Raw genomic sequence first — 17,588 nt, 5'->3', positions numbered from 1 at the left:
AATTTGCTTGGTGACAATAGCATTGTGGTCCCACCTGATCCCATCCCGAACTCAGAAGTGAAACGCAATCGCGCCGATGGTAGTGTGGGGTCTCCCCATGTGAGAGTAGGTCATCGCCAAGCGCCTAATTTAGGTTTCCACCTTTAGATAAGGTGAAATCAAAAAAGATTAATCATCATTGATGATAAAGAATTGCTGATATGGCTCAGTCGGTAGAGCGCATCCTTGGTAAGGATGAGGTCCCCAGTTCGATTCTGGGTATCAGCACCATATAATCTAGTGTATTTTCCTAGAAACAAAATTTGCTTGGTGACAATAGCATTGTGGTCCCACCTGATCCCATCCCGAACTCAGAAGTGAAACGCAATCGCGCCGATGGTAGTGTGGGGTCTCCCCATGTGAGAGTAGGTCATCGCCAAGCATCCAAATAAACACAAAAGCCCTAGCCTAAACCGCTAGGGCTTTTGTGTTTATACGCTTCGCGAAATCCTACCTCGATGTCGACCCGCCGCTAAGCGGGCTCCTCGGCTACGAAGACAAGCTTCTTCGCGTTCAATCATGGCTAAATACTGCGTATTTATAGCACCATGAATTCACCCCCATGTGAGAGTAGGTCATCGCCAAGCGCCTAATTATCTCATTGAGATGTAACGAAGCCAGCTGAATAAGCTGGCTTTTTTACGTCTGTAATTCACTCAATTTTGCTTTAAAACCCGACTTATCCCTAACGTTATTAAGTGGCCTATCCACTTACGCCCGGAAAGTGAAATCACAAAAAAAAGAGCAGCTAAGTGCTGCTCTTCAATTATGGGGTTAGAAAGGGTTATTTTGCCTCTTTTAGCCACTGTGCTGCGCGTTTGGCAAAGTAGGTAAGGATGCCATCGGCACCAGCACGTTTAAAGCACAGCAGTGATTCCATGACGATAGCTTTCTCGGCTAACCAGCCGTTTTGAATGGCAGCCATGTGCATAGCATATTCACCACTCACTTGGTAAGCAAAGGTAGGGACTGCTAACTCTGTCTTAACGCGATGAACGATATCGAGATATGGCATGCCGGGTTTTACCATCACCATATCTGCGCCTTCTTGGATATCCAGTGCGACTTCGTGCAGCGCTTCATCGCTATTGGCAGGATCCATTTGATAGCTGTGCTTATTACCACCTTTAAGATTCCCAGCAGAACCGACGGCATCGCGGAATGGGCCGTAGTAGCTTGAGGAGTATTTGGCAGAGTAAGCCATGATTTGGGTGTTGACATGGCCAGCAGCTTCCAACGCTTGGCGAATGGCGCCAATGCGGCCATCCATCATATCCGATGGGGCGACAATATCTGCACCCGCTTCGGCGTGTGATAGGGCTTGTTTAACTAAGATTTCAGTGGTGATGTCGTTCAGGATGTAACCTGTTTCATCGATAATGCCGTCTTGACCGTGGGTCGTGAAGGGGTCGAGTGCCACGTCTGTCATAATCCCTAGTTGTGGGAAGGCCTTTTTAAGCTCACGCACGGCACGTTGTACTAGGGCGTCTGGGTTGTATGCCTCTTCTGCCATTAAGGTTTTTTTCTCTGCGGGTGTCACAGGGAAAAGGGCGATAAGTGGGATCCCTAGCTCGACTAATTCTTCGGCTTCTTTCAGTAGTAAATCAATTGAGTAACGTTCAACCCCTGGCATGGAGGCGACTTTCTCGCTGCGGTTAGTGCCTTCGAGCACAAACATAGGATAGATTAGGTCATTCACTGTTAGATGATTCTCTGCCATCAGACGGCGGCTGAAATCATGTTTACGCATGCGGCGCATTCTACGCTGTGGGAAAGCACTGGTAATGATGTTCACATTGGACTCCTAATTAGGTTCTGCTCTTGCTGGCACATACAATTTTACTTGATTGCGCCCGTTGTTTTTCGCTTGATAGAGAGCTTTATCAGCTTGTTCTAGTAATTCGGTACTGTGTTGTTCGCTAGCCATGATATCGGCACTGACTCCGATACTGATGGTTAATGGGATGGGTTTCCCCTCCCATTCTAGGTCTATCGATGTCACGGCATTACGGATGCCTTCAGCGACTTTCAGCGCGCCTTCCGCCGTTGTATTGGGGAGAATAATAGCAAACTCTTCGCCGCCAAAACGTGATACTAGATCCGTTGGACGCTTTAAATGTTGTTGTAATGTCTGGGCAATTTTCTTTAATGCTTCATCGCCAGCTAAGTGTCCAAAGTGGTCATTGATCGATTTAAATCTGTCGATATCTAGCATTAATAGTGCGATGGGCGTTTCTTGGCGGCGACTGATCCTGCTCTCTGCAAGCAAGCGTTTATCGAAGGCACTACGGTTTTTAACTCCGGTTAGACTGTCGATAGTGCTTTGTTCAGTGAGCTTTTGATTGGCTTCATGCAACTCCCTGAGGGTTATTTCAAGTTCTAGGGTGCGCTCTTGCACCATTTGCTCGAGCCTCTCATTGGTCTCTGCTTCAAGTTTTAATGCTTCTTCCCGTGCGCTACGTATTTTTTGCGCTTGTTTCAATGCTTCCTGCTGAATACGTAATTTAGCTTTGCGTTCATCGTTGTAACGAATAGCGAGCACGAGTGACATGAAGATGATCTCAAAAGTGAGTCCAAACATCACGGGGGTCTGTGGCTTTATATTCAAATTAATAACGCCAAGGTAGAGTAGGCCGCTAATACAAGCGCCTGTGAGCATGCTCACCCAGCCTATGGTGTAGTGTTTTGCGAGTTTGTGGCCGTTAATCGCTTGTACAATGGCGAGCATCATCAAAATCGCGCTGAGGACTACAACGGAAATAATTTCGATATAAAGGACTGTGCCGTAACGTACGAAGGGAACCAACAGGCTCACCAATAGAATATACACAGCGCTGTAACGGCATATCAATAGCATACGGCGGTTATGGTATTTGAGTTGCAGTATTTTCTCGGTAAACATTAACGCGAAGGCCATCACCCAAGGTAATAATATCGGCACCATCAGCTGTTGTAATGCAGGCCAATTAGGCCAGAGAAAACGGAAAGCAAAGCCATTAATGGTGGCAACTAATAACGTCATACTCAGGACATAACCTGAGTAGTAGCTATAACTGAAGGAGCCTGAAGCTAAGGCAATAAAAAGGCTAAAAATCCCGATAGCGGCAAGTACACCTAATTGAAATCCATGCTCGACGGCGGTGGATTCGGCTATTTGTGCTAGGTCATTGGCTGACCACAGGTTTAGGGGAATTGCGGCGCTACCTTCTGTTTCTATATGCAGATAAAAGGTATGTCGCTCATGGGGATTTATCTTGAAGGGATAAAGGAAAATATTGCTCAGTAGAGGTCGTTCCGTGTAGGGAAGTGTGTCACCCATATGCTCTGTATTGACCAGCTTATCGTCGACAAGGTGGTAAATCGTGACGTTATCCAATAAAGGGTTATTGAGGGCGAGTATGCGGGAAAGAGTTTCGTCATCACTATGCAAACTAAAGCTAAGCCAAAAGTTATGCAGGCTTAGTTTTTGAATATCATCATGGGTAAAATTATGCCATTCCTTTTTAGGTAGGCTTTGGATATCAGCCAATTGACTCGACGCACTAGGATGAGTCGCTACTAGCCAAGGCGTGAGATTCAAGGGTGTTGGGGTGTTGTCATCAATATGCATTAAAGCCGCGAGACTCGGTGTTGGTAGCAGCAGCCAGATAAAGAATAACAAAGTGCAAATTCTAGCCATTATCACGACTCAAATTAAAAAACGCTAAGCTATTTTCGTAGCAGTGTTTGGCAAACTCGTCAGCATTTTCGCCCCGTAAATTAGCGATATATTCGGCGATATAGGGTAAGTATTCAGGTTTGTTCTTGCTCGATTTGGGTTTGGGCCGCATGCTTCGCGGTAAAAGATAAGGGCTATCTGTTTCGATTAAAATGCGATTTTGTGGAATATATGGCACTAGTGCTGCTAATTCTTGCCCGCGTCTCTCATCACAGACCCACCCCGTAATGCCTAAGTGTAAATCGAGGTCAATATAGGCTTCCATTTGCGAGTGAGTGCCAGTAAAGCAGTGCAGTAATGCCCCCGTAAGCTGTGGGCGATATTCACGCAGGATAGCGATAAAATCTTCGTGGGCATCTCGCTCGTGCATTAGCACTGGTTTTTGTTGTGCTATGGCAAGTTCTAGTTGGGCGATAAATGCTTGGCGCTGGGCAGGGCGCGGTGAAAAGTCTCTGTTATAGTCGAGTCCACATTCACCAATGGCAACGACCTGTGGTGCCTGGCATAATTCAGTTTGAACTTGCTTGGAAGCTGGTTGCCATTCACTGGCATGGTGTGGGTGTACGCCAGCGGTGCAGTAGAGTTGATTGGGATACTGCTGGCATAGCTTAATCGCCGCTGCACTTTCAGTTAAATTGCTGCCAATAACGATTAACGGCGAAACCCCTTGTTCCGCCGCCGCTTCTACTATCGTTGCAATGTCTGGTTCGAGTGCACTGCCAAGCAAGTTGACTGCAATATCTATGTATGAGGGCATTATTTAAGGCGTTTTACCCTCACCTGGGCATTGCGATTATCGGTACCCATTAGGAAAGAACCTAGGGCGGCCTTTTCTATATAGACCTTTTCACCTTGTTTTAGGCTGAATTTGCGACCCTCGGTTTGTTTCCAGACTTGGCCGTTAGTGAATGTCACTTTGAGCGCGCCATAGGGGTCTTCAGAAACAGACTGCACGTCTAGATAAATTTTATCGACGGTATTTTCTTGGACACGCTTGGCTTCCATACCGAAGTTATCTTCAATGTTCGCTGCTGGAGCTGCTGGAGCTGCTGGAGCTGCTGGAGCTGCTGGAGCGCTAGCGGCCACGACGGCTACAGCCGGTGCAGCTACAACCGCGGCGACACCCGTTGGTGCTGTTTGAGTCTCTAATGTGGCAGGTGTGCCTTTTATACTGGCAGCGAGGTTATCATAGCAAATTAAGCGTTCAAGCTTATCAGCAGTTGCTGCGCACTGAGTCAGTTGTTGTTCAATGCTGGCATTGGCTTGGGCCGTAAACAGCATAATCGCTGCAGCCGTAAGAGTTAAGCGCATCAGGATCTTCCTTATTCTTATATGCTCTAACGCCAGCAATGGGCGTTAGTCGTTCGTTTGTTCTTCTTCGTCCGACTCGTCGCTCGGTTTGCTATAAAAACGAGCCGCGAATAAACCACCCTCGAACAATAACAGCATTGGTACTGCAAGCATAGTCTGGGAAATCACGTCCGGTGGTGTTAATAGCATGCCAACAACGAAGGCGCCCACAATGATGTAAGGACGTTTTTGCTTTAGATCTTCGGGAGATGTCACTCCTGACCAACAGAGTAAAACCACGGCGATGGGAATTTCAAAGGACAGTCCGAAAGCAAAGAACAGCTTTAAGACAAAATCCAGATAGCTGCTAATGTCCGTCGCGACTTGAACGCCCTCGGGTGCTGTGTTGGCAAAGAAGCCAAATACCACAGGGAATACAACGTAATAAGCAAAGGCGATACCTAAATAAAACAGCACTGTACTGCTAAAGAGCAGCGGCATGACTAAGCGTTTTTCATGTTTATACAGACCTGGCGCCACGAAGGACCAGATTTGGAATAACACATAGGGTACTGCCACAAAAAATGACAGTACCAATGTGAGTTTAAAAGGTGCAAAGAAAGGTGCGGCGACATCGGTCGCAATCATGCTGCCACCCAAGGGTAAAGACTGCATTAAAGGGATTGCCATGTAGTGGTAAATGTCATTTGCCCAATATACGCTGCAGATGAATACGATTAACACGCTGGCAATGGATTTAAGCAGCTTGGACCTAAGTTCAAGCAAGTGGCTGATAAGTGGCTGCTGTTGCGACATGAATTATCCGTTGGCTTTCGGGTTAGAACGGGTATCCGCGCCCTGGGATGGCTCGCTGTGAGCGGCGGGAGACGCCGAAGTTAGACTCGCCTCTACTGGGCTTGTCGGGCTAGTTTGGCTCAATTGCGCGGGGTTGTGGATCGGTTCCCCTTGTGCAGAAGTGTTTTGGGAAACAGGATCTTGCACTTGATAAGGTCGATTCACTGACTGCGCAGCCTGCTTCAACTGATCGATAGACTCTTGAAGTTCAGGCGAAAGATTGGCTAAACCTTTGCTCTCTGCTTTTTTGAGATCCGCATGCAACTGCTCGATCTTTAGCTCTTGTTCAAGCTCTTCTTTGACCGAGTTGGCCATGCGCTTCATCGCACGGATCCAACTCGTTACCGAACGTACCGCGACCGGTAGACGCTCGGGGCCAAGAACCACTAGCCCCAGAACACCGATCAGCAGCAGCTCCATAAAGCCGATACCGTCAAACATAAGGAGTTACGCCTGTTCTTTGTTAGACTCTGGCTTCTTTTCCGTCGCCTGTTGAGTTGTTTGCGCTGTTTTAGCCGCTTCGGTGTCTTCTAATGCCTTTTTATCTTCTTCAGAAGACATGGCGTTTTTGAAGCCTTTAACCGCACCACCTAAATCACCGCCCAAAGAGCGTAATTTCTTTGTTCCAAACAATAAGACAACGATCAGCGCAATGATCAGAAGTTGCCAAATACTAATGCCACCCATGAAGGTATCCTCTTAATTGATATCGGTTCTATTATGAACCTCTGATTAATTAGTGCTAGCTAAAATTTACGATTCTTTGGCCTAGATCGCCATCCGAAAAACCACAATATTGCGCCTGAAATAAGACACACGTAAGGGGTCCACAGTGTAGCGTCTTGGTTGAACAATAACGTGCCACAGATCAATAAAATTGCAGAAGTGATAAGCAAGTAATTACTCTTATGTGACTGCTGCTGATATTTTAAATACTTATCTAGCATCTGTTGCTGAGAACTCAGCAATTTCCTGCCTAATTTTAGATTGTCATAAATCAGTTCAGGGAATTCTGGTAGCTTATCAGACCAATATGGCAGTTTTGTGGATACCTTTTTAAACATGGCCTTAGGGCCTACTTGTTCGGCCATCCATTGCTCTAAAAAGGGTTTAGCGGTTTGCCATAAATCCAACTGCGGATAAAGTTGTCGGCCTAATCCTTCGATATAAAGCAGGGTTTTTTCGAGTAACACCAATTGCGGCTGCACAATAATATCGAAGTGGCGTGCGGTGCGAAATAGCTCTAACAACACATGACCAAAGGAGATTTCATCGAGCGGTTTGTTGAACATAGGTTCGCAAACGACCTTGATGGCTTGCTCGAAGGCCTGTAGGTCGGTTTTTTCCGACACCCAGCCTGACTCAATGTAGAGCTGGGCGATTCTGTGGTAATCCCGGTTGAAAAACGCGAGAAAATTCTCGGCGAGATAGCGTTTATCGACTTCGCTGAGCGTGCCCATAATGCCGCAATCTAGGCCAATGTAGTAGGGGTTTTCTGGGTGTTCGAGCGAGATAAAGATATTGCCCGGATGCATATCTGCATGGAAAAAATTATCGCGGAATACTTGAGTAAAAAATAGCTCTACCCCACGTTCGGCGAGCAACTTGAAGTTAGTGCCCTGTGCCTTGAGGGCGGCAATATCAGAGACAGGAATACCATAAATACGTTCCATCACCATCAGGCGTGGATAGCAAAACTCCTCATAAACATAAGGCACATAGAGCGCATCCGAGTTAAGAAAGTTATTACGTAACTTAACAGCGTTTAAAGCCTCAAGCTTTAGGTTTAGCTCGCCTAAAATGGTCACGCGGTAATCTTCAATCACTTCCGCGGGGCGCAGGCGGTTGCCTTCACCGAGAAGATATTCAATCAGTTTGGCGGTTTGCGACATCAGCAGCAGATCGGCTTGGATCTTGGCTTCTACATTCGGGCGTAGCACTTTCAGTACTACCGCCTTGCCATTTGATTTGAGCGTCGCCGTGTGCACTTGGGAAATCGACGCAGAAGCTAAGGGGGTTTCATCGAAGTTATCGAATAAGGATTCTATTGGCGCTTTGAGTTCGGCTTCTATCGCTTGGCGAGCGAGCACTCCATCGAAGGGCGGCACTTTGTCCTGCAGCATGGCGAGCTCATTGGCCCACTCATCATTGAGTAAATCGCGACGGGTCGAGAGCATTTGCCCAAGCTTGATATAAACCGGGCCAAGCTCCTGCATCGCCAGTTTTAAGCGTTCGCCACCGGGCTTATTTTTATGCTTGTTGCGGATCCAAAATAAGCTATTACGGGCGAGTTTAAAGTACCAAGGGGTCATCTTTGGCGGTAATACATCATCCAACCCATATTGGAGTAGGGTTTTAATGACATGATAACCGCGGCGGATACTGGCAAGGGTCATAGCTTAATTTGATCTCTTAATTGGGCAATCCGTTGTTCAAGCACTTGGGTGTCGAGCACTAAATCATCCACTTTGTCGCTAAAATGGACTAATTCAATTTGATGCGGCGCGAGGCGATATTCTTCAACTGCGAGCTGGCCTAAATGGGAGCGGGTTTTGCGTAAAACATCCAGGGCAAAACCTTTTGCTTGATTGCCTGTGCTGATGAGTTTGTGGGTTGGTCCGTCACCTAAATAGCGGGATATTGGCTCGGCAAAGTCAAACTCGATAGCGCGTAAATATTGGCTAAAGCTTTGTAATAAATTGAGATCGCCATCAAGCTTGAGTTTATCTTGCTTGATTAGTTCAGTCAGATTAGCGCCTTCGGTCACGCGATACAAAGTGGTCGCATCGGCGTGCAGACTAACATCAACATCCCCTTCGTAGCGGCTGAGCACTTGGATCTCTTTGGCAAATACCAAATAAATTGGCCAGCTAAGCTGCGACAATTGAATGCGAAACACTTTGCCATGCAACTGGCGCTGGCGTGAATAGTCATCACCCGCTTGGGCCTGAAGTTTTTTCAGGCCCATTTCCATTGCGGCACAGGCGAGTAGCACCACTTCCTGCGGCATCATTAGAATTTATAACCACGGTGCAGGGCGACGATACCGTCGGTCATATTGGTGTAGTCGACCTGTTCAAAGCCGGCATCGACCATCATTTGTTTCAGTGTGTCTTGATCTGGGTGCATGCGAATCGACTCGGCCAGATACTCATAGCTGTCGGCATCTTTGGTGATGAGTTCACCCATCTTAGGTAAGACTTTAAAACTGTATAAATCATACACTTTGCGCATGATTTCATGCTGAGGTTTAGAAAACTCCAGCACTAATAACTTGCCACCCGGCTTAAGCACGCGGTTCATTGAACGCAGCGCGGCATCTTTATCGGTCACGTTACGCAGGCCAAAGGCGATGGTAATGATGTCGAAGTGATTGTCGGGGAATGGCAGTGCTTCGGCATTGGCCTGCACATAACTGACATTGTTGACTATGCCTTTGTCACGCAGTTTAGTACGGCCGACTTTAAGCATAGAATCGTTAATGTCGGCTAACACGACTTCGCCCTTGTCACCCACAAGATGGGAGAATTTGGCGGTTAAGTCACCGGTACCACCGGCTAAATCGAGCACTTTCATGCCGGGACGTGCGCCAGACACTTCAATGGTGTAACGCTTCCAAAAACGGTGAATGCCGAAGGACATCACATCATTCATAATGTCATATTTTGCGGCGACTGAATGAAACACGCCCGCAACGAGATCGGCCTTCTTATCGGCCTCAACGGTTTTGTAACCAAAGTGGGTACTTCTAGATTCGCCCTCAGACATCAATGTGTTCCTATTGTTTTGCAATGTATTAGCTGCGAGTGTAAGCCATCGCCAGCATTTGCTGAATCTTTGATCTATCACTCTGTGATCGAGCTAGTAAACTCACTTGAATGCGTCAGTTTTAGTCGCTTTCTATCAGTCCTTGAGGTGAGTGCTCATCGACCACATAAAACGGACTGGCATTAGACCACAATATCAGGATTTGGTGAATAGCTTAGCGCCGAGTCATAGATAACTGATGCCCAGTTACTGCGCCAAAAACTGTATACGAGCCTGCACATAAGCATAGATAAGCTCACTTAGACTCTGACCTACATCCCTAAAACCGGCTTCAAGTCCCGCTTCGTGACAACTCGGTGCAGCTTCGGCCAAGTGCAAATAAGCACAGGGGCAGTGGCGGGCGATGTAACTGACATAATACGCCGCATCGAGCAGTGGCACGCCTGCCGCCGTAGAAGCGCTACTGGGCATTTTAGCGATAGCATCGACGTCGAGCTCTAATCCTACGGGTAAAGCGGTGTCATTTAGTTTGGCGGCGATTTCAACTAAGGCTTGGCTTAGGCTTATTTCGCGGCGCACCCAAATTTGCTGCAGGCTATGCCAAGAACCACCAAACTCAGTCAGCTGGGTTAAATTAGCTTCGCTGTTTTTTAATTCGTGTAGCCCGAGCACATGATAAAACCCTAGGGCACCACGGTCGGCGGCATAGCTAAAACCATTGCCGCTATGGCGGCCTTCGAGTAGACGAAAATCCGAATGGGGATCGAGATTCACCGCCGCAACTTGGCGCTGGTAATGGGCGAAGGTTGCCATCAATAACCCATAGGCATTGTTGTGACCGCCGCCGATGAGTATGGGTTCTAAACCCGCTTTAAGGATGGCGCTGACGATGCGGATCACGCGCTCATCTAACTGCTCCACTGCATCGCGTAATTCATCTAAGGTGACGCCACTGTTAGCTGTGGTATTCGTTGCGGTTTGTTGCTGTAGATCGGCGGTGTTAACTTGGCCTAACACTAGGCATTCGGCGCCAGACAAGAATCGGTTCGATTGCAGATTGAGCCATTGGCGCATGCTAGTGGTAAAAGCATCGGTGGCACCGCCGCGGCCTAAGTTTGCCCGAGGACCTATATCTTCACCAACCCCAACAATCGCAAAAACCGCACCGTGGGCCTTGGCCGTGGCGAGTATGGTTTCGAGTGAGTGTTCGTGATTGGCGAGGTGCACGCATTGGCCAAGTTTAGTTTCGCCGGTTCTTGGGCTAACCAAGGTTGCAATATCGGCATGGGTAAAAGGGATAAATTCGGGCATAGGGGAGAGTTCTTATAGGGCCAGAGATCGCTTATTGTGGCGCAGGCTAGGGCGATTATTCAATGCCAGTAAAGGAGAATAGATAATAAAAAAGCCAGCTTAGCTGGCTTTCTTGTCATATCTTTTTTACTTATTCAATATCGAGTGGCTCAGGCGATAGGATAATGCCAGTGTTATCGGCGTAGATATGGTCGCCGGGTAGGAAAGTCACACCGCCAAAATTGACCGGAATTTCCACCTCGCCCACTGAGTTGCCATCGGCGCCCACGGGGATAGAAGCAAGCGCTTGAATACCAATGTCTAACTCTTCCAATGTATCCACATCGCGTACAGAGCCGTAAACGATAATGCCTTCCCAATTGTTGCTCACCGCAAGTTCTGCAATGGCACCATCGATAAGTGCGCGGCGCAATGAGCCACCACCATCGACCAGCAAGACTTTACCTTGGCCATCTTCTTGTAGGACCTCGGTGATTAGGCCGTTGTCTTCAAAGCACTTAATAGTGCTAATAGAACCGCCAAAAGAGCTACAACCACCGTAGTTACTGAACATGGGCTCGACTACATCTACGACATCTAAGTACATGTCACATAGTTCTGAGGTGTTGTATTCCATATTTACACTCCTATTGATCCGCGTTGCGTACAGTTTAGCGAGTTTACGCCAGTATAAAAGGGATCTATGAAAAGAAAAGTGTTATCAATCACGGTATTGTTGCCGCTGGCTCGTTAACACAGTCTGTAATATTTTTTCGTCACAGGATCGAAATTCGTGCTCAAAACTTGATATTAGTCATTAAATAACGGTTTTTTATTACAACTCTGTTGCGCACTTTGATATTATATCCCAAGATTAAATTAACTTACGTAACTAAATTTGCTTTAGGGGCAAGGACCCCCCGTTATGCTTATGGACGGTAGAGGGCCTTCGAGAGGTGCCTATGGAAGCTGTAAACACGATTGAAATTATTGGTTATTTTGCCTCTGTTATGGTGGCTATCTCATTAATGATGAAGAATATCATCTGGTTAAGATGGTTGAACTTTGTGGGCTGTACCCTGTTTGTGATCTATGGCGTATTCATCTCGGCTTGGCCAGTCGCGGGAATGAATGCGTTTGTTGCCTGTATTAATATTTATCATTTGACCAAAATTTACCGCGCTAAGGCGAGTTCCTAGATCTTAGCTTGGGCCTGATCCCATTGTGTTGCCCTGATTTAAACTAGGGGCAACACAATGGCTTCCTCAATATTTTTTAACCTTTCTTCCTGCTTCATCCACCTCAAAAGCCTTAGTCACCTATGGGACTGTCATAAAACTTTAGGCCAGATGTCACTTAGGCGTCATAGCCATTTCTTAGTCTCACACCATCTCACTATGAGTTAAACAAATTCAATCGTGAATAGCGGCCTTAGTTTTGCGCCTTAGTCTTGATAAATCGAGAGCATTAAAGCCAAGTCTGCTAAGCGTTGTCGAGAGAGTGCACCAATTAACATCGCAGTAAAACTCGCTGGTATACCAGTAAGGAGCCTGTTCTATGTTGAGTTACGTTGCAGACTTAGATAAGCGAATGTTTTTTCATATTGTAAACTGCACGCAGCGCCACGGTTTGTATGCCCATGCAAAGCGGGTGTCTGCGAGCGGCGATGGACATGTGTATTTGTATCTTTCGCTGGGCTTAATGTTGACACATGCCCAAGGGCAGGCCTTATTCAACTTGATGTTAGCGAGTTTTTTGGTCGAGTTACCTTTGTATTTGTTATTGAAAAATAGCATTCGCCGCATAAGGCCCTGCCATGGGTTGGTGGGCTTTGAAAGCGGTTTTGAGCCATCGGATCGTTTCAGTTTACCCTCGGGACATACGGCCGCCGCCTTTGTGATGGCAACGAGCGTGGCACAGGTTTACCCGGCTGTAGCCCCTGCCGCATATGTATGGGCCCTTGCTATAGGTGGTTCGCGTATCTGCCTTGGTGTGCATTATCCCTTAGATATAGTGGCGGGCGCTTTATTGGGGACTGGAGCCGTATGTTTGGTATATCCCGTCATTTAGCTCAGTTTCGGATCTCATTTGTTGAAACTCCCCATCATCCATCGATTAAAGGATAAGCAATGCGAATACTCTACGGAGTCCAAGGCACAGGGAATGGCCATTTAAGTCGTGCGCGCGTGATGGCTAAGTCGCTGATTAAAAATGATATCAAAGTAGATTTTTTATTTTCTGGCCGTAAGCCTGAGCAGTTTTTCGATATGGAATGTTTTGGCGATTATCGCGTGCAGGCGGGGATGACATTTGCGACCCACTCTGGGCGCGTTAATGTGTCGCAAACGGTGCGGCAAAATCTCTCATTGTCGTTACTTAAGGATATCCAAGCCCTTGATTTAAGTTGTTATGACTTAGTGTTAAATGACTTTGAACCCGTATCGGCTTGGGCTGCTCGCCGTCAGGGGGTGCCCTCTATCGGTATAAGTCACCAAGCGGCGTTGACTCACCCTGTGCCTAAACTCGGTAGCACTTGGTTTAATGAGTTATTGCTCAATTACTTCGCCCCCGTGGATGTCGCGCTTGGGTGCCATTGGCATCACTTTGGTTTTCCGATCCTGCCTCCCTTTGTCGAGGTTGATGCAAGCCCGATTGAACACACGCACCAGATCTTGGTTTATTTACCCTTTGAAGACGCGGATCTGATTGCGGACTTCCTCAAGCCCTTTAGTGATTATCAATTTTTGGTGTACCACAGCCAACAGCCGAAGGGGCAAGTTGCTGAACATATTAAATGGCATGGTTTTAATCGTGACGGTTTTAAGCAGCATCTTGCCAGTTGCGGTGGAGTGATAGGCAATGCCGGCTTTGAGCTTGCTAGCGAAGCATTAACCTTAGGTAAAAAACTCTTAGTCAAACCGCTGATAGGTCAGTTTGAGCAACTGTCTAATGTTGCCGCACTACAGTTATTGGGCGCTGGAGATAGCATGATGAGTCTCGATATTAATGTGGTAAAGCGCTGGCTGAAAACGGCATCGCCTAACCCTATTGCTTACCCTCAAGTGGGGGATACACTCGTTAAATGGATCCATGGTGGCGACTGGCGCCATAGTCAGCCCTTATGCCAAGATCTATGGAGCCAAGTGACGCTCCCCGATACCTGGCGCTAAGTTTTTCATTGCGATGAAAGTCAATTAGGCACTAGCTGGGCCAATGGGGTTAGCGTATAATTTCGTCAATTTTGCTGTAAGTTCCTTTCAGCGTGTCTATGTTGGCCTAGTCTGGCCGTTAATTATGTTGTTATAAATGAGCCTAAAGAAGTTTACTCAGTACAAGTTACTGTTTTTGATGTTGTTGTCTCTTTGTGTTTTGCTCACTTTTATTCCCGATCAGGCTTACCATATACCTAGCCCTGATACGGCCAAACAAAACTTCCACGTCATTGAGTTTAACGATCAAGGTCAACCCCATAATGATGGGCAATGGCAGGGCTTGCAGGCGCGAATTTTACAGTCCAATACCGACACAGTCCCCGAATTGCTGATTTTTGTCCATGGTTGGCACCACAGTGCCGAGCCAAAGGATGAAAACTTTATTGCCTTCGAGCAGTTTTATCAGCAGATGGCGGCGTCCGATGCCCAGCGTAACTTGCTTGGCCTTTATATTGGCTGGCGTGGTGATAAATATGATCCATTCTGGCTCGATGGTTCAGATGATGCGAAAAGTTGGATTGAACCCTTAGATTTCCCAACCATTTTGCAGCGTAAACGGGTCGCTAAACGTATAGGTCAGTTAGGTTTATCCCAACTATTGGATAAGCTCGATACGTTAGTTGCGCAGCATAAATTGCTGCGTTATACCGTGATAGGCCATAGCCTTGGCGGGGCTGTCGTTTTGCATGCGAGTAAAGATCGCATTAAAACGGCTATTGATAATCAACAGGATAACCCGAATTTATTCTTGTTGTTAAACCCTGCTGTCCCGGCGAAGGAGTACCGGCCATTAGATACGCTGGTGAGTGTTGATAGGCAAAAACCGAGCATGGTGGTATTGCAGTCTAAGGGGGATTTTGCGGTAAAAGAAGCCTTTAACTATATCAAAGACGGTGAGCGTGCCGTGGGCAACTCCTGGGCCATTACCCACGATATTGATAAATGTTCTGCAGGAAACTGTGATACTCCCATTAAGGTGCCATCGGCTTTAATGGCCCACGATCAAATCCCCGGTTGTATGATGACCTTGCCCCATTCGGGTTGGAAAATTCGTGCGCGCCTGCAGGCTCGCCGCAGTGTGCAAACTTGTCCCGATGCCAATATGCAGGCCGTGTGGGTGCTGGCCGTGTCCGATGAAATTGTCTCCGGGCACAATGGTATCTTGACGCCGGATCACGCTAAAGCCTTGTCCGAGGTGATGGGGATGATTGATTTGTATCGAAATCAATTACCTAAACATGCGGTGGAAAGTCCCGCTAACCAAGATCTCGGCGCCTTAGCACCGGAGTCTGATGCAGCAACATCTGCTGAAGGTGAAACGGCAGTGCCAGAAGAGCCCGTTGTTATTGTCGAGCCTTTACCGAATGAGCAAAATTCAGACTCTAAGCAAGGTGAGTCATCTATCTCCAAAGAACCACCAGCACCAATTGATCCTGAACCACGGCCACAGCCTGAGATTTAGCTAAAGGACAATCTTGAATCTCAACCAGAGGCTAAAGACATTTAAGTTATCTAGGAGAGGACTTAATCATTTAAAGATAGGGCGAATACCACCAGATTGAACTTGACGTTATCTGCCAATCTGGTGGTTGTTTTAACGAGATTATGCCGTTTTAAACTGTTTAACATTTTGCTCTAAGGTTTTTGCCAGTACCTCAAGCTTTTCACTTGCCATGGTAATTTTACTGGCTTGTTCCTCTGCGAGCGAAGCTGAATGGGTTATCTCGCTAAAGTTATGATTGATTTCTGAGGCTACAACGGATTGTTCTTCCGCTGCTGTAGCAATCTGGGTGTTCATATCACTTATTTTAGTGACTGATAGATTGATTGCATACAAGGAGTCTCCTGCAGATTTGGCTTGTTGGACGCTGATATCAGCCTGAACTTTACCTTCATTCATCACTGCTACTGCGTTCATTGAGTTGCCTTGCATCTTCCCGATAACCGTTTGTATTTGCCCTGTGGATTCCTGAGTGCGGCGGGCTAGATTGCGAACCTCATCGGCAACAACAGCAAAACCACGACCTTGTTCGCCGGCTCTTGCCGCTTCAATTGCGGCATTGAGTGCAAGCAAATTAGTTTGCTCTGCAATGCTTTGGATAACTTCCAATACTGAACCAATTTGACGGCTATCTTCCGACAGATTATTGATAACCTCAGCCGCTTCGCTGACTTTATCCGCGAGCTGATTAATGCTTGCTTGGGTTTTAGCGACTTCATTCTGCCCAGCCGTGAATTCATTCATGGCGGTTTGCGCTAACACAGCCGCATCGCTGGTGTGGTTTGCGACCTCGGAAACAGTCGAAGACATTTGATTAATTGCCGTTGCGCCTTGTTCTGTGGCAGCTTTTTGATTACCTATCAACTCCTCGTTGTACTGTGCGGTGAGTAATAATTCATTTGATGCGGCAAGTAACTCGCTGGCCGCTTTGATCGAATTTTTAGTGATCCCCGACATATGGTCAGTTAAATCTTTAAGTGCACTTAAAATACTTTCCGAAGTATGGAATTTGACTTGTGTGGTTAAATCACCAGATGCGATTTCTTTTATCACAGCAGCCGCATATTCAAGCTCGCCACCAACGAGTTTTTTTAATCGATTAACGGTACTCATAGCCACAAGGGAGCCGATAATAATCGCAATAGTGGTCACAACGAGCATAATCCACTGAAAACTGTTTGTTTGCTCACGGGCGGAGGCAACTTGATGTTGTATTGCTTCCTCTTGATAATCGATTAACTTATTAATTCGCTTAAGCCATTCGCTGTATGCAGGTGAAACTGTGGTAATTAAATAATCGGTTGCTTCGGCTTGGCGGCCATTGTTGACCATAGCCAGTAAGTTCTCAGTCAAAGATAAAGTTGAAGCCTCGGTTTCTTTAATTGACCGTAACAGGTTTTGTTCTTCTTGACTGTGCTTCACTCTGGCGTACATGTTATCTAATACAAGTGCCGCTTTCTGGTAGTACTCATTCAGACGAATAATGTCATTTTGGTGTAATTTTGATTTATCGCTATCTTTGGCTAGAACGACATCCCTAATAGAAATAGCCCTATCATGGACGCTACCACGGAAGTTGATGGCTTGGCGTTGTTCTACGGCGGTTTGCTCGGACAGTTCTGTCAAATTTTGATCTGCTATGCTGATTTTGAACAGGCCAAAGAGTGTGATACCAAGCATGATCAATAGCAGCACTGCGAAGCCCGAATACAAACGTTTTATTACATTCATTTATAACACCTTATTTTGATATTAGGTTTCTTGCTATTTGATGTTTAGTGTACGTTAACGTGACGATTTTAGATCACTCAACAACCATATTAATAGATTGATGTTTGCCGCTTCTGGTGAAACCTTCGCCACGTGCTCAAGCAGATTGGTTGTTACAATGCCAGTTCATGCTAGTCGTGCATTA

General features: G+C 46.7%; 17 protein-coding genes, 1 tRNA gene and 2 rRNA genes. 7 read left to right on the top strand and 13 right to left on the bottom strand.

The features are described 5' to 3' along the window. The first annotated feature begins 6 nt into the window (after positions 1 to 6). The 3 genes from rrf (MJO46_RS10625) to rrf (MJO46_RS10615) all read left to right on the top strand — a co-directional run bounded on the left by rrf (MJO46_RS10625) (position 7) and on the right by rrf (MJO46_RS10615) (position 421). Positions 7 to 122: ribosomal RNA gene (gene rrf / locus MJO46_RS10625) — 5S ribosomal RNA — on the top strand. Between the two features lie 72 nt (positions 123 to 194). Further along, positions 195 to 270: transfer RNA gene (locus MJO46_RS10620), tRNA-Thr, on the top strand. 35 nt (positions 271 to 305) lie between these two features. Then, positions 306 to 421, top strand: a 5S ribosomal RNA gene (gene rrf, locus MJO46_RS10615). 402 nt (positions 422 to 823) lie between these two features. Here rrf (MJO46_RS10615) and hemB read toward each other — a convergent pair. From hemB to rraA, 12 genes are all read right to left on the bottom strand, one after another. Beyond that, positions 824 to 1,834: a porphobilinogen synthase gene (gene hemB / locus MJO46_RS10610; protein WP_253989282.1), complete on the bottom strand. Its 1,011-nt coding sequence runs from the start codon at positions 1,832 to 1,834 to the stop codon at positions 824 to 826. Between the two features lie 9 nt (positions 1,835 to 1,843). Further along, positions 1,844 to 3,718: a diguanylate cyclase gene (locus tag MJO46_RS10605; RefSeq protein ID WP_253989281.1), complete on the bottom strand. Its 1,875-nt coding sequence runs from the start codon at positions 3,716 to 3,718 to the stop codon at positions 1,844 to 1,846. After that, positions 3,711 to 4,514 (bottom strand): TatD family hydrolase, encoded by an 804-nt coding sequence (locus MJO46_RS10600; RefSeq protein ID WP_253989280.1) that lies wholly within the window; start codon positions 4,512 to 4,514, stop codon positions 3,711 to 3,713. Before MJO46_RS10600 ends, MJO46_RS10605 begins: the two co-directional genes overlap by 8 nt. Then, a complete protein-coding gene (locus MJO46_RS10595) occupies positions 4,514 to 5,068 on the bottom strand; it encodes a hypothetical protein (protein ID WP_253989279.1) in 555 nt (184 codons plus the stop codon). Before MJO46_RS10595 ends, MJO46_RS10600 begins: the two co-directional genes overlap by 1 nt. A gap of 45 nt (positions 5,069 to 5,113) precedes the next feature. Further along, positions 5,114 to 5,863, bottom strand: a complete 750-nt coding sequence (gene tatC / locus MJO46_RS10590; protein WP_253989278.1) for a twin-arginine translocase subunit TatC — start codon at positions 5,861 to 5,863, stop codon at positions 5,114 to 5,116. Positions 5,864 to 5,866: 3 nt separating this feature from the next. Beyond that, positions 5,867 to 6,343: a Sec-independent protein translocase protein TatB gene (tatB, locus tag MJO46_RS10585; RefSeq protein ID WP_253989277.1), complete on the bottom strand. Its 477-nt coding sequence runs from the start codon at positions 6,341 to 6,343 to the stop codon at positions 5,867 to 5,869. A 6-nt stretch (positions 6,344 to 6,349) separates the two neighbouring features. Next, a complete protein-coding gene (tatA, locus tag MJO46_RS10580) occupies positions 6,350 to 6,589 on the bottom strand; it encodes a Sec-independent protein translocase subunit TatA (RefSeq protein WP_011790907.1) in 240 nt (79 codons plus the stop codon). Between the two features lie 59 nt (positions 6,590 to 6,648). Further along, on the bottom strand, positions 6,649 to 8,298 hold the full coding sequence (ubiB, locus tag MJO46_RS10575) for a ubiquinone biosynthesis regulatory protein kinase UbiB (RefSeq protein WP_253989276.1): 1,650 nt from the start codon (positions 8,296 to 8,298) through the stop codon (positions 6,649 to 6,651). Continuing rightward, positions 8,295 to 8,915, bottom strand: coding sequence for an SCP2 domain-containing protein (locus MJO46_RS10570; RefSeq protein ID WP_253989275.1), 621 nt, complete (start codon positions 8,913 to 8,915; stop codon positions 8,295 to 8,297). Before MJO46_RS10570 ends, ubiB begins: the two co-directional genes overlap by 4 nt. Beyond that, complete coding sequence (gene ubiE / locus MJO46_RS10565; RefSeq protein ID WP_198782074.1) at positions 8,915 to 9,670, bottom strand: bifunctional demethylmenaquinone methyltransferase/2-methoxy-6-polyprenyl-1,4-benzoquinol methylase UbiE; 756 nt, start codon at positions 9,668 to 9,670, stop codon at positions 8,915 to 8,917. The genes MJO46_RS10570 and ubiE overlap by 1 nt, the downstream gene beginning before the upstream one ends. A 246-nt stretch (positions 9,671 to 9,916) precedes the next feature. Then, positions 9,917 to 10,981, bottom strand: coding sequence for a formimidoylglutamase (locus MJO46_RS10560; RefSeq protein WP_253989274.1), 1,065 nt, complete (start codon positions 10,979 to 10,981; stop codon positions 9,917 to 9,919). Positions 10,982 to 11,111: 130 nt separating this feature from the next. Next, the gene (gene rraA, locus MJO46_RS10555; RefSeq protein WP_253989273.1) at positions 11,112 to 11,597 is read right to left on the bottom strand and encodes a ribonuclease E activity regulator RraA; all 486 of its coding nucleotides are present in this window, start codon (positions 11,595 to 11,597) and stop codon (positions 11,112 to 11,114) included. Positions 11,598 to 11,922: 325 nt separating this feature from the next. Between rraA and MJO46_RS10550 the strand changes: the two genes are divergently transcribed. The 4 genes from MJO46_RS10550 (at position 11,923) to MJO46_RS10535 (ending at position 15,634) form a co-directional block, all read left to right on the top strand. Further along, on the top strand, positions 11,923 to 12,159 hold the full coding sequence (locus MJO46_RS10550; RefSeq protein WP_198782076.1) for a YgjV family protein: 237 nt from the start codon (positions 11,923 to 11,925) through the stop codon (positions 12,157 to 12,159). A gap of 358 nt (positions 12,160 to 12,517) precedes the next feature. Beyond that, positions 12,518 to 13,030 carry a phosphatase PAP2 family protein gene (locus MJO46_RS10545; RefSeq protein WP_253989272.1) on the top strand — a complete coding sequence of 171 codons (513 nt, stop codon included), beginning with the start codon at positions 12,518 to 12,520 and terminating at the stop codon, positions 13,028 to 13,030. A gap of 59 nt (positions 13,031 to 13,089) precedes the next feature. Further along, positions 13,090 to 14,130 carry an MJ1255/VC2487 family glycosyltransferase gene (locus MJO46_RS10540; RefSeq protein WP_253989271.1) on the top strand — a complete coding sequence of 347 codons (1,041 nt, stop codon included), beginning with the start codon at positions 13,090 to 13,092 and terminating at the stop codon, positions 14,128 to 14,130. A gap of 136 nt (positions 14,131 to 14,266) precedes the next feature. Beyond that, on the top strand, positions 14,267 to 15,634 hold the full coding sequence (locus MJO46_RS10535; RefSeq protein WP_253989270.1) for a thioesterase: 1,368 nt from the start codon (positions 14,267 to 14,269) through the stop codon (positions 15,632 to 15,634). Between the two features lie 141 nt (positions 15,635 to 15,775). Here MJO46_RS10535 and MJO46_RS10530 read toward each other — a convergent pair whose 3' ends face one another. After that, entirely contained in the window at positions 15,776 to 17,404 is a 1,629-nt protein-coding gene (locus tag MJO46_RS10530) for a methyl-accepting chemotaxis protein (protein WP_253989269.1), read from the bottom strand. Between the last annotated feature and the right edge of the window lie 184 nt (positions 17,405 to 17,588).

This window comes from Shewanella sp. KJ2020 (genome assembly GCF_024197625.1).
Classification (GTDB): domain Bacteria; phylum Pseudomonadota; class Gammaproteobacteria; order Enterobacterales; family Shewanellaceae; genus Shewanella.
This window is presented reverse-complemented; position numbering and strand designations above follow the sequence as displayed.

What these genes read in the sequence shown, in the direction of transcription:
- MJO46_RS10605 (WP_253989281.1), bottom strand. Translation starts at nt 3,718, where the DNA reads ATGGCTAGAATTTGCACTTTGTTATTCTTTATCTGGCTGCTGCTACCA.
- MJO46_RS10600 (WP_253989280.1), bottom strand. Translation starts at nt 4,514, where the DNA reads ATGCCCTCATACATAGATATTGCAGTCAACTTGCTTGGCAGTGCACTC.
- MJO46_RS10595 (WP_253989279.1), bottom strand. Translation starts at nt 5,068, where the DNA reads ATGCGCTTAACTCTTACGGCTGCAGCGATTATGCTGTTTACGGCCCAA.
- tatC (WP_253989278.1), bottom strand. Translation starts at nt 5,863, where the DNA reads ATGTCGCAACAGCAGCCACTTATCAGCCACTTGCTTGAACTTAGGTCC.
- tatB (WP_253989277.1), bottom strand. Translation starts at nt 6,343, where the DNA reads ATGTTTGACGGTATCGGCTTTATGGAGCTGCTGCTGATCGGTGTTCTG.
- tatA (WP_011790907.1), bottom strand. Translation starts at nt 6,589, where the DNA reads ATGGGTGGCATTAGTATTTGGCAACTTCTGATCATTGCGCTGATCGTT.
- ubiB (WP_253989276.1), bottom strand. Translation starts at nt 8,298, where the DNA reads ATGACCCTTGCCAGTATCCGCCGCGGTTATCATGTCATTAAAACCCTA.
- MJO46_RS10570 (WP_253989275.1), bottom strand. Translation starts at nt 8,915, where the DNA reads ATGATGCCGCAGGAAGTGGTGCTACTCGCCTGTGCCGCAATGGAAATG.
- ubiE (WP_198782074.1), bottom strand. Translation starts at nt 9,670, where the DNA reads ATGTCTGAGGGCGAATCTAGAAGTACCCACTTTGGTTACAAAACCGTT.
- MJO46_RS10560 (WP_253989274.1), bottom strand. Translation starts at nt 10,981, where the DNA reads ATGCCCGAATTTATCCCTTTTACCCATGCCGATATTGCAACCTTGGTT.
- rraA (WP_253989273.1), bottom strand. Translation starts at nt 11,597, where the DNA reads ATGGAATACAACACCTCAGAACTATGTGACATGTACTTAGATGTCGTA.
- MJO46_RS10550 (WP_198782076.1), top strand. Translation starts at nt 11,923, where the DNA reads ATGGAAGCTGTAAACACGATTGAAATTATTGGTTATTTTGCCTCTGTT.
- MJO46_RS10545 (WP_253989272.1), top strand. Translation starts at nt 12,518, where the DNA reads ATGTTGAGTTACGTTGCAGACTTAGATAAGCGAATGTTTTTTCATATT.
- MJO46_RS10540 (WP_253989271.1), top strand. Translation starts at nt 13,090, where the DNA reads ATGCGAATACTCTACGGAGTCCAAGGCACAGGGAATGGCCATTTAAGT.
- MJO46_RS10535 (WP_253989270.1), top strand. Translation starts at nt 14,267, where the DNA reads ATGAGCCTAAAGAAGTTTACTCAGTACAAGTTACTGTTTTTGATGTTG.
- MJO46_RS10530 (WP_253989269.1), bottom strand. Translation starts at nt 17,404, where the DNA reads ATGAATGTAATAAAACGTTTGTATTCGGGCTTCGCAGTGCTGCTATTG.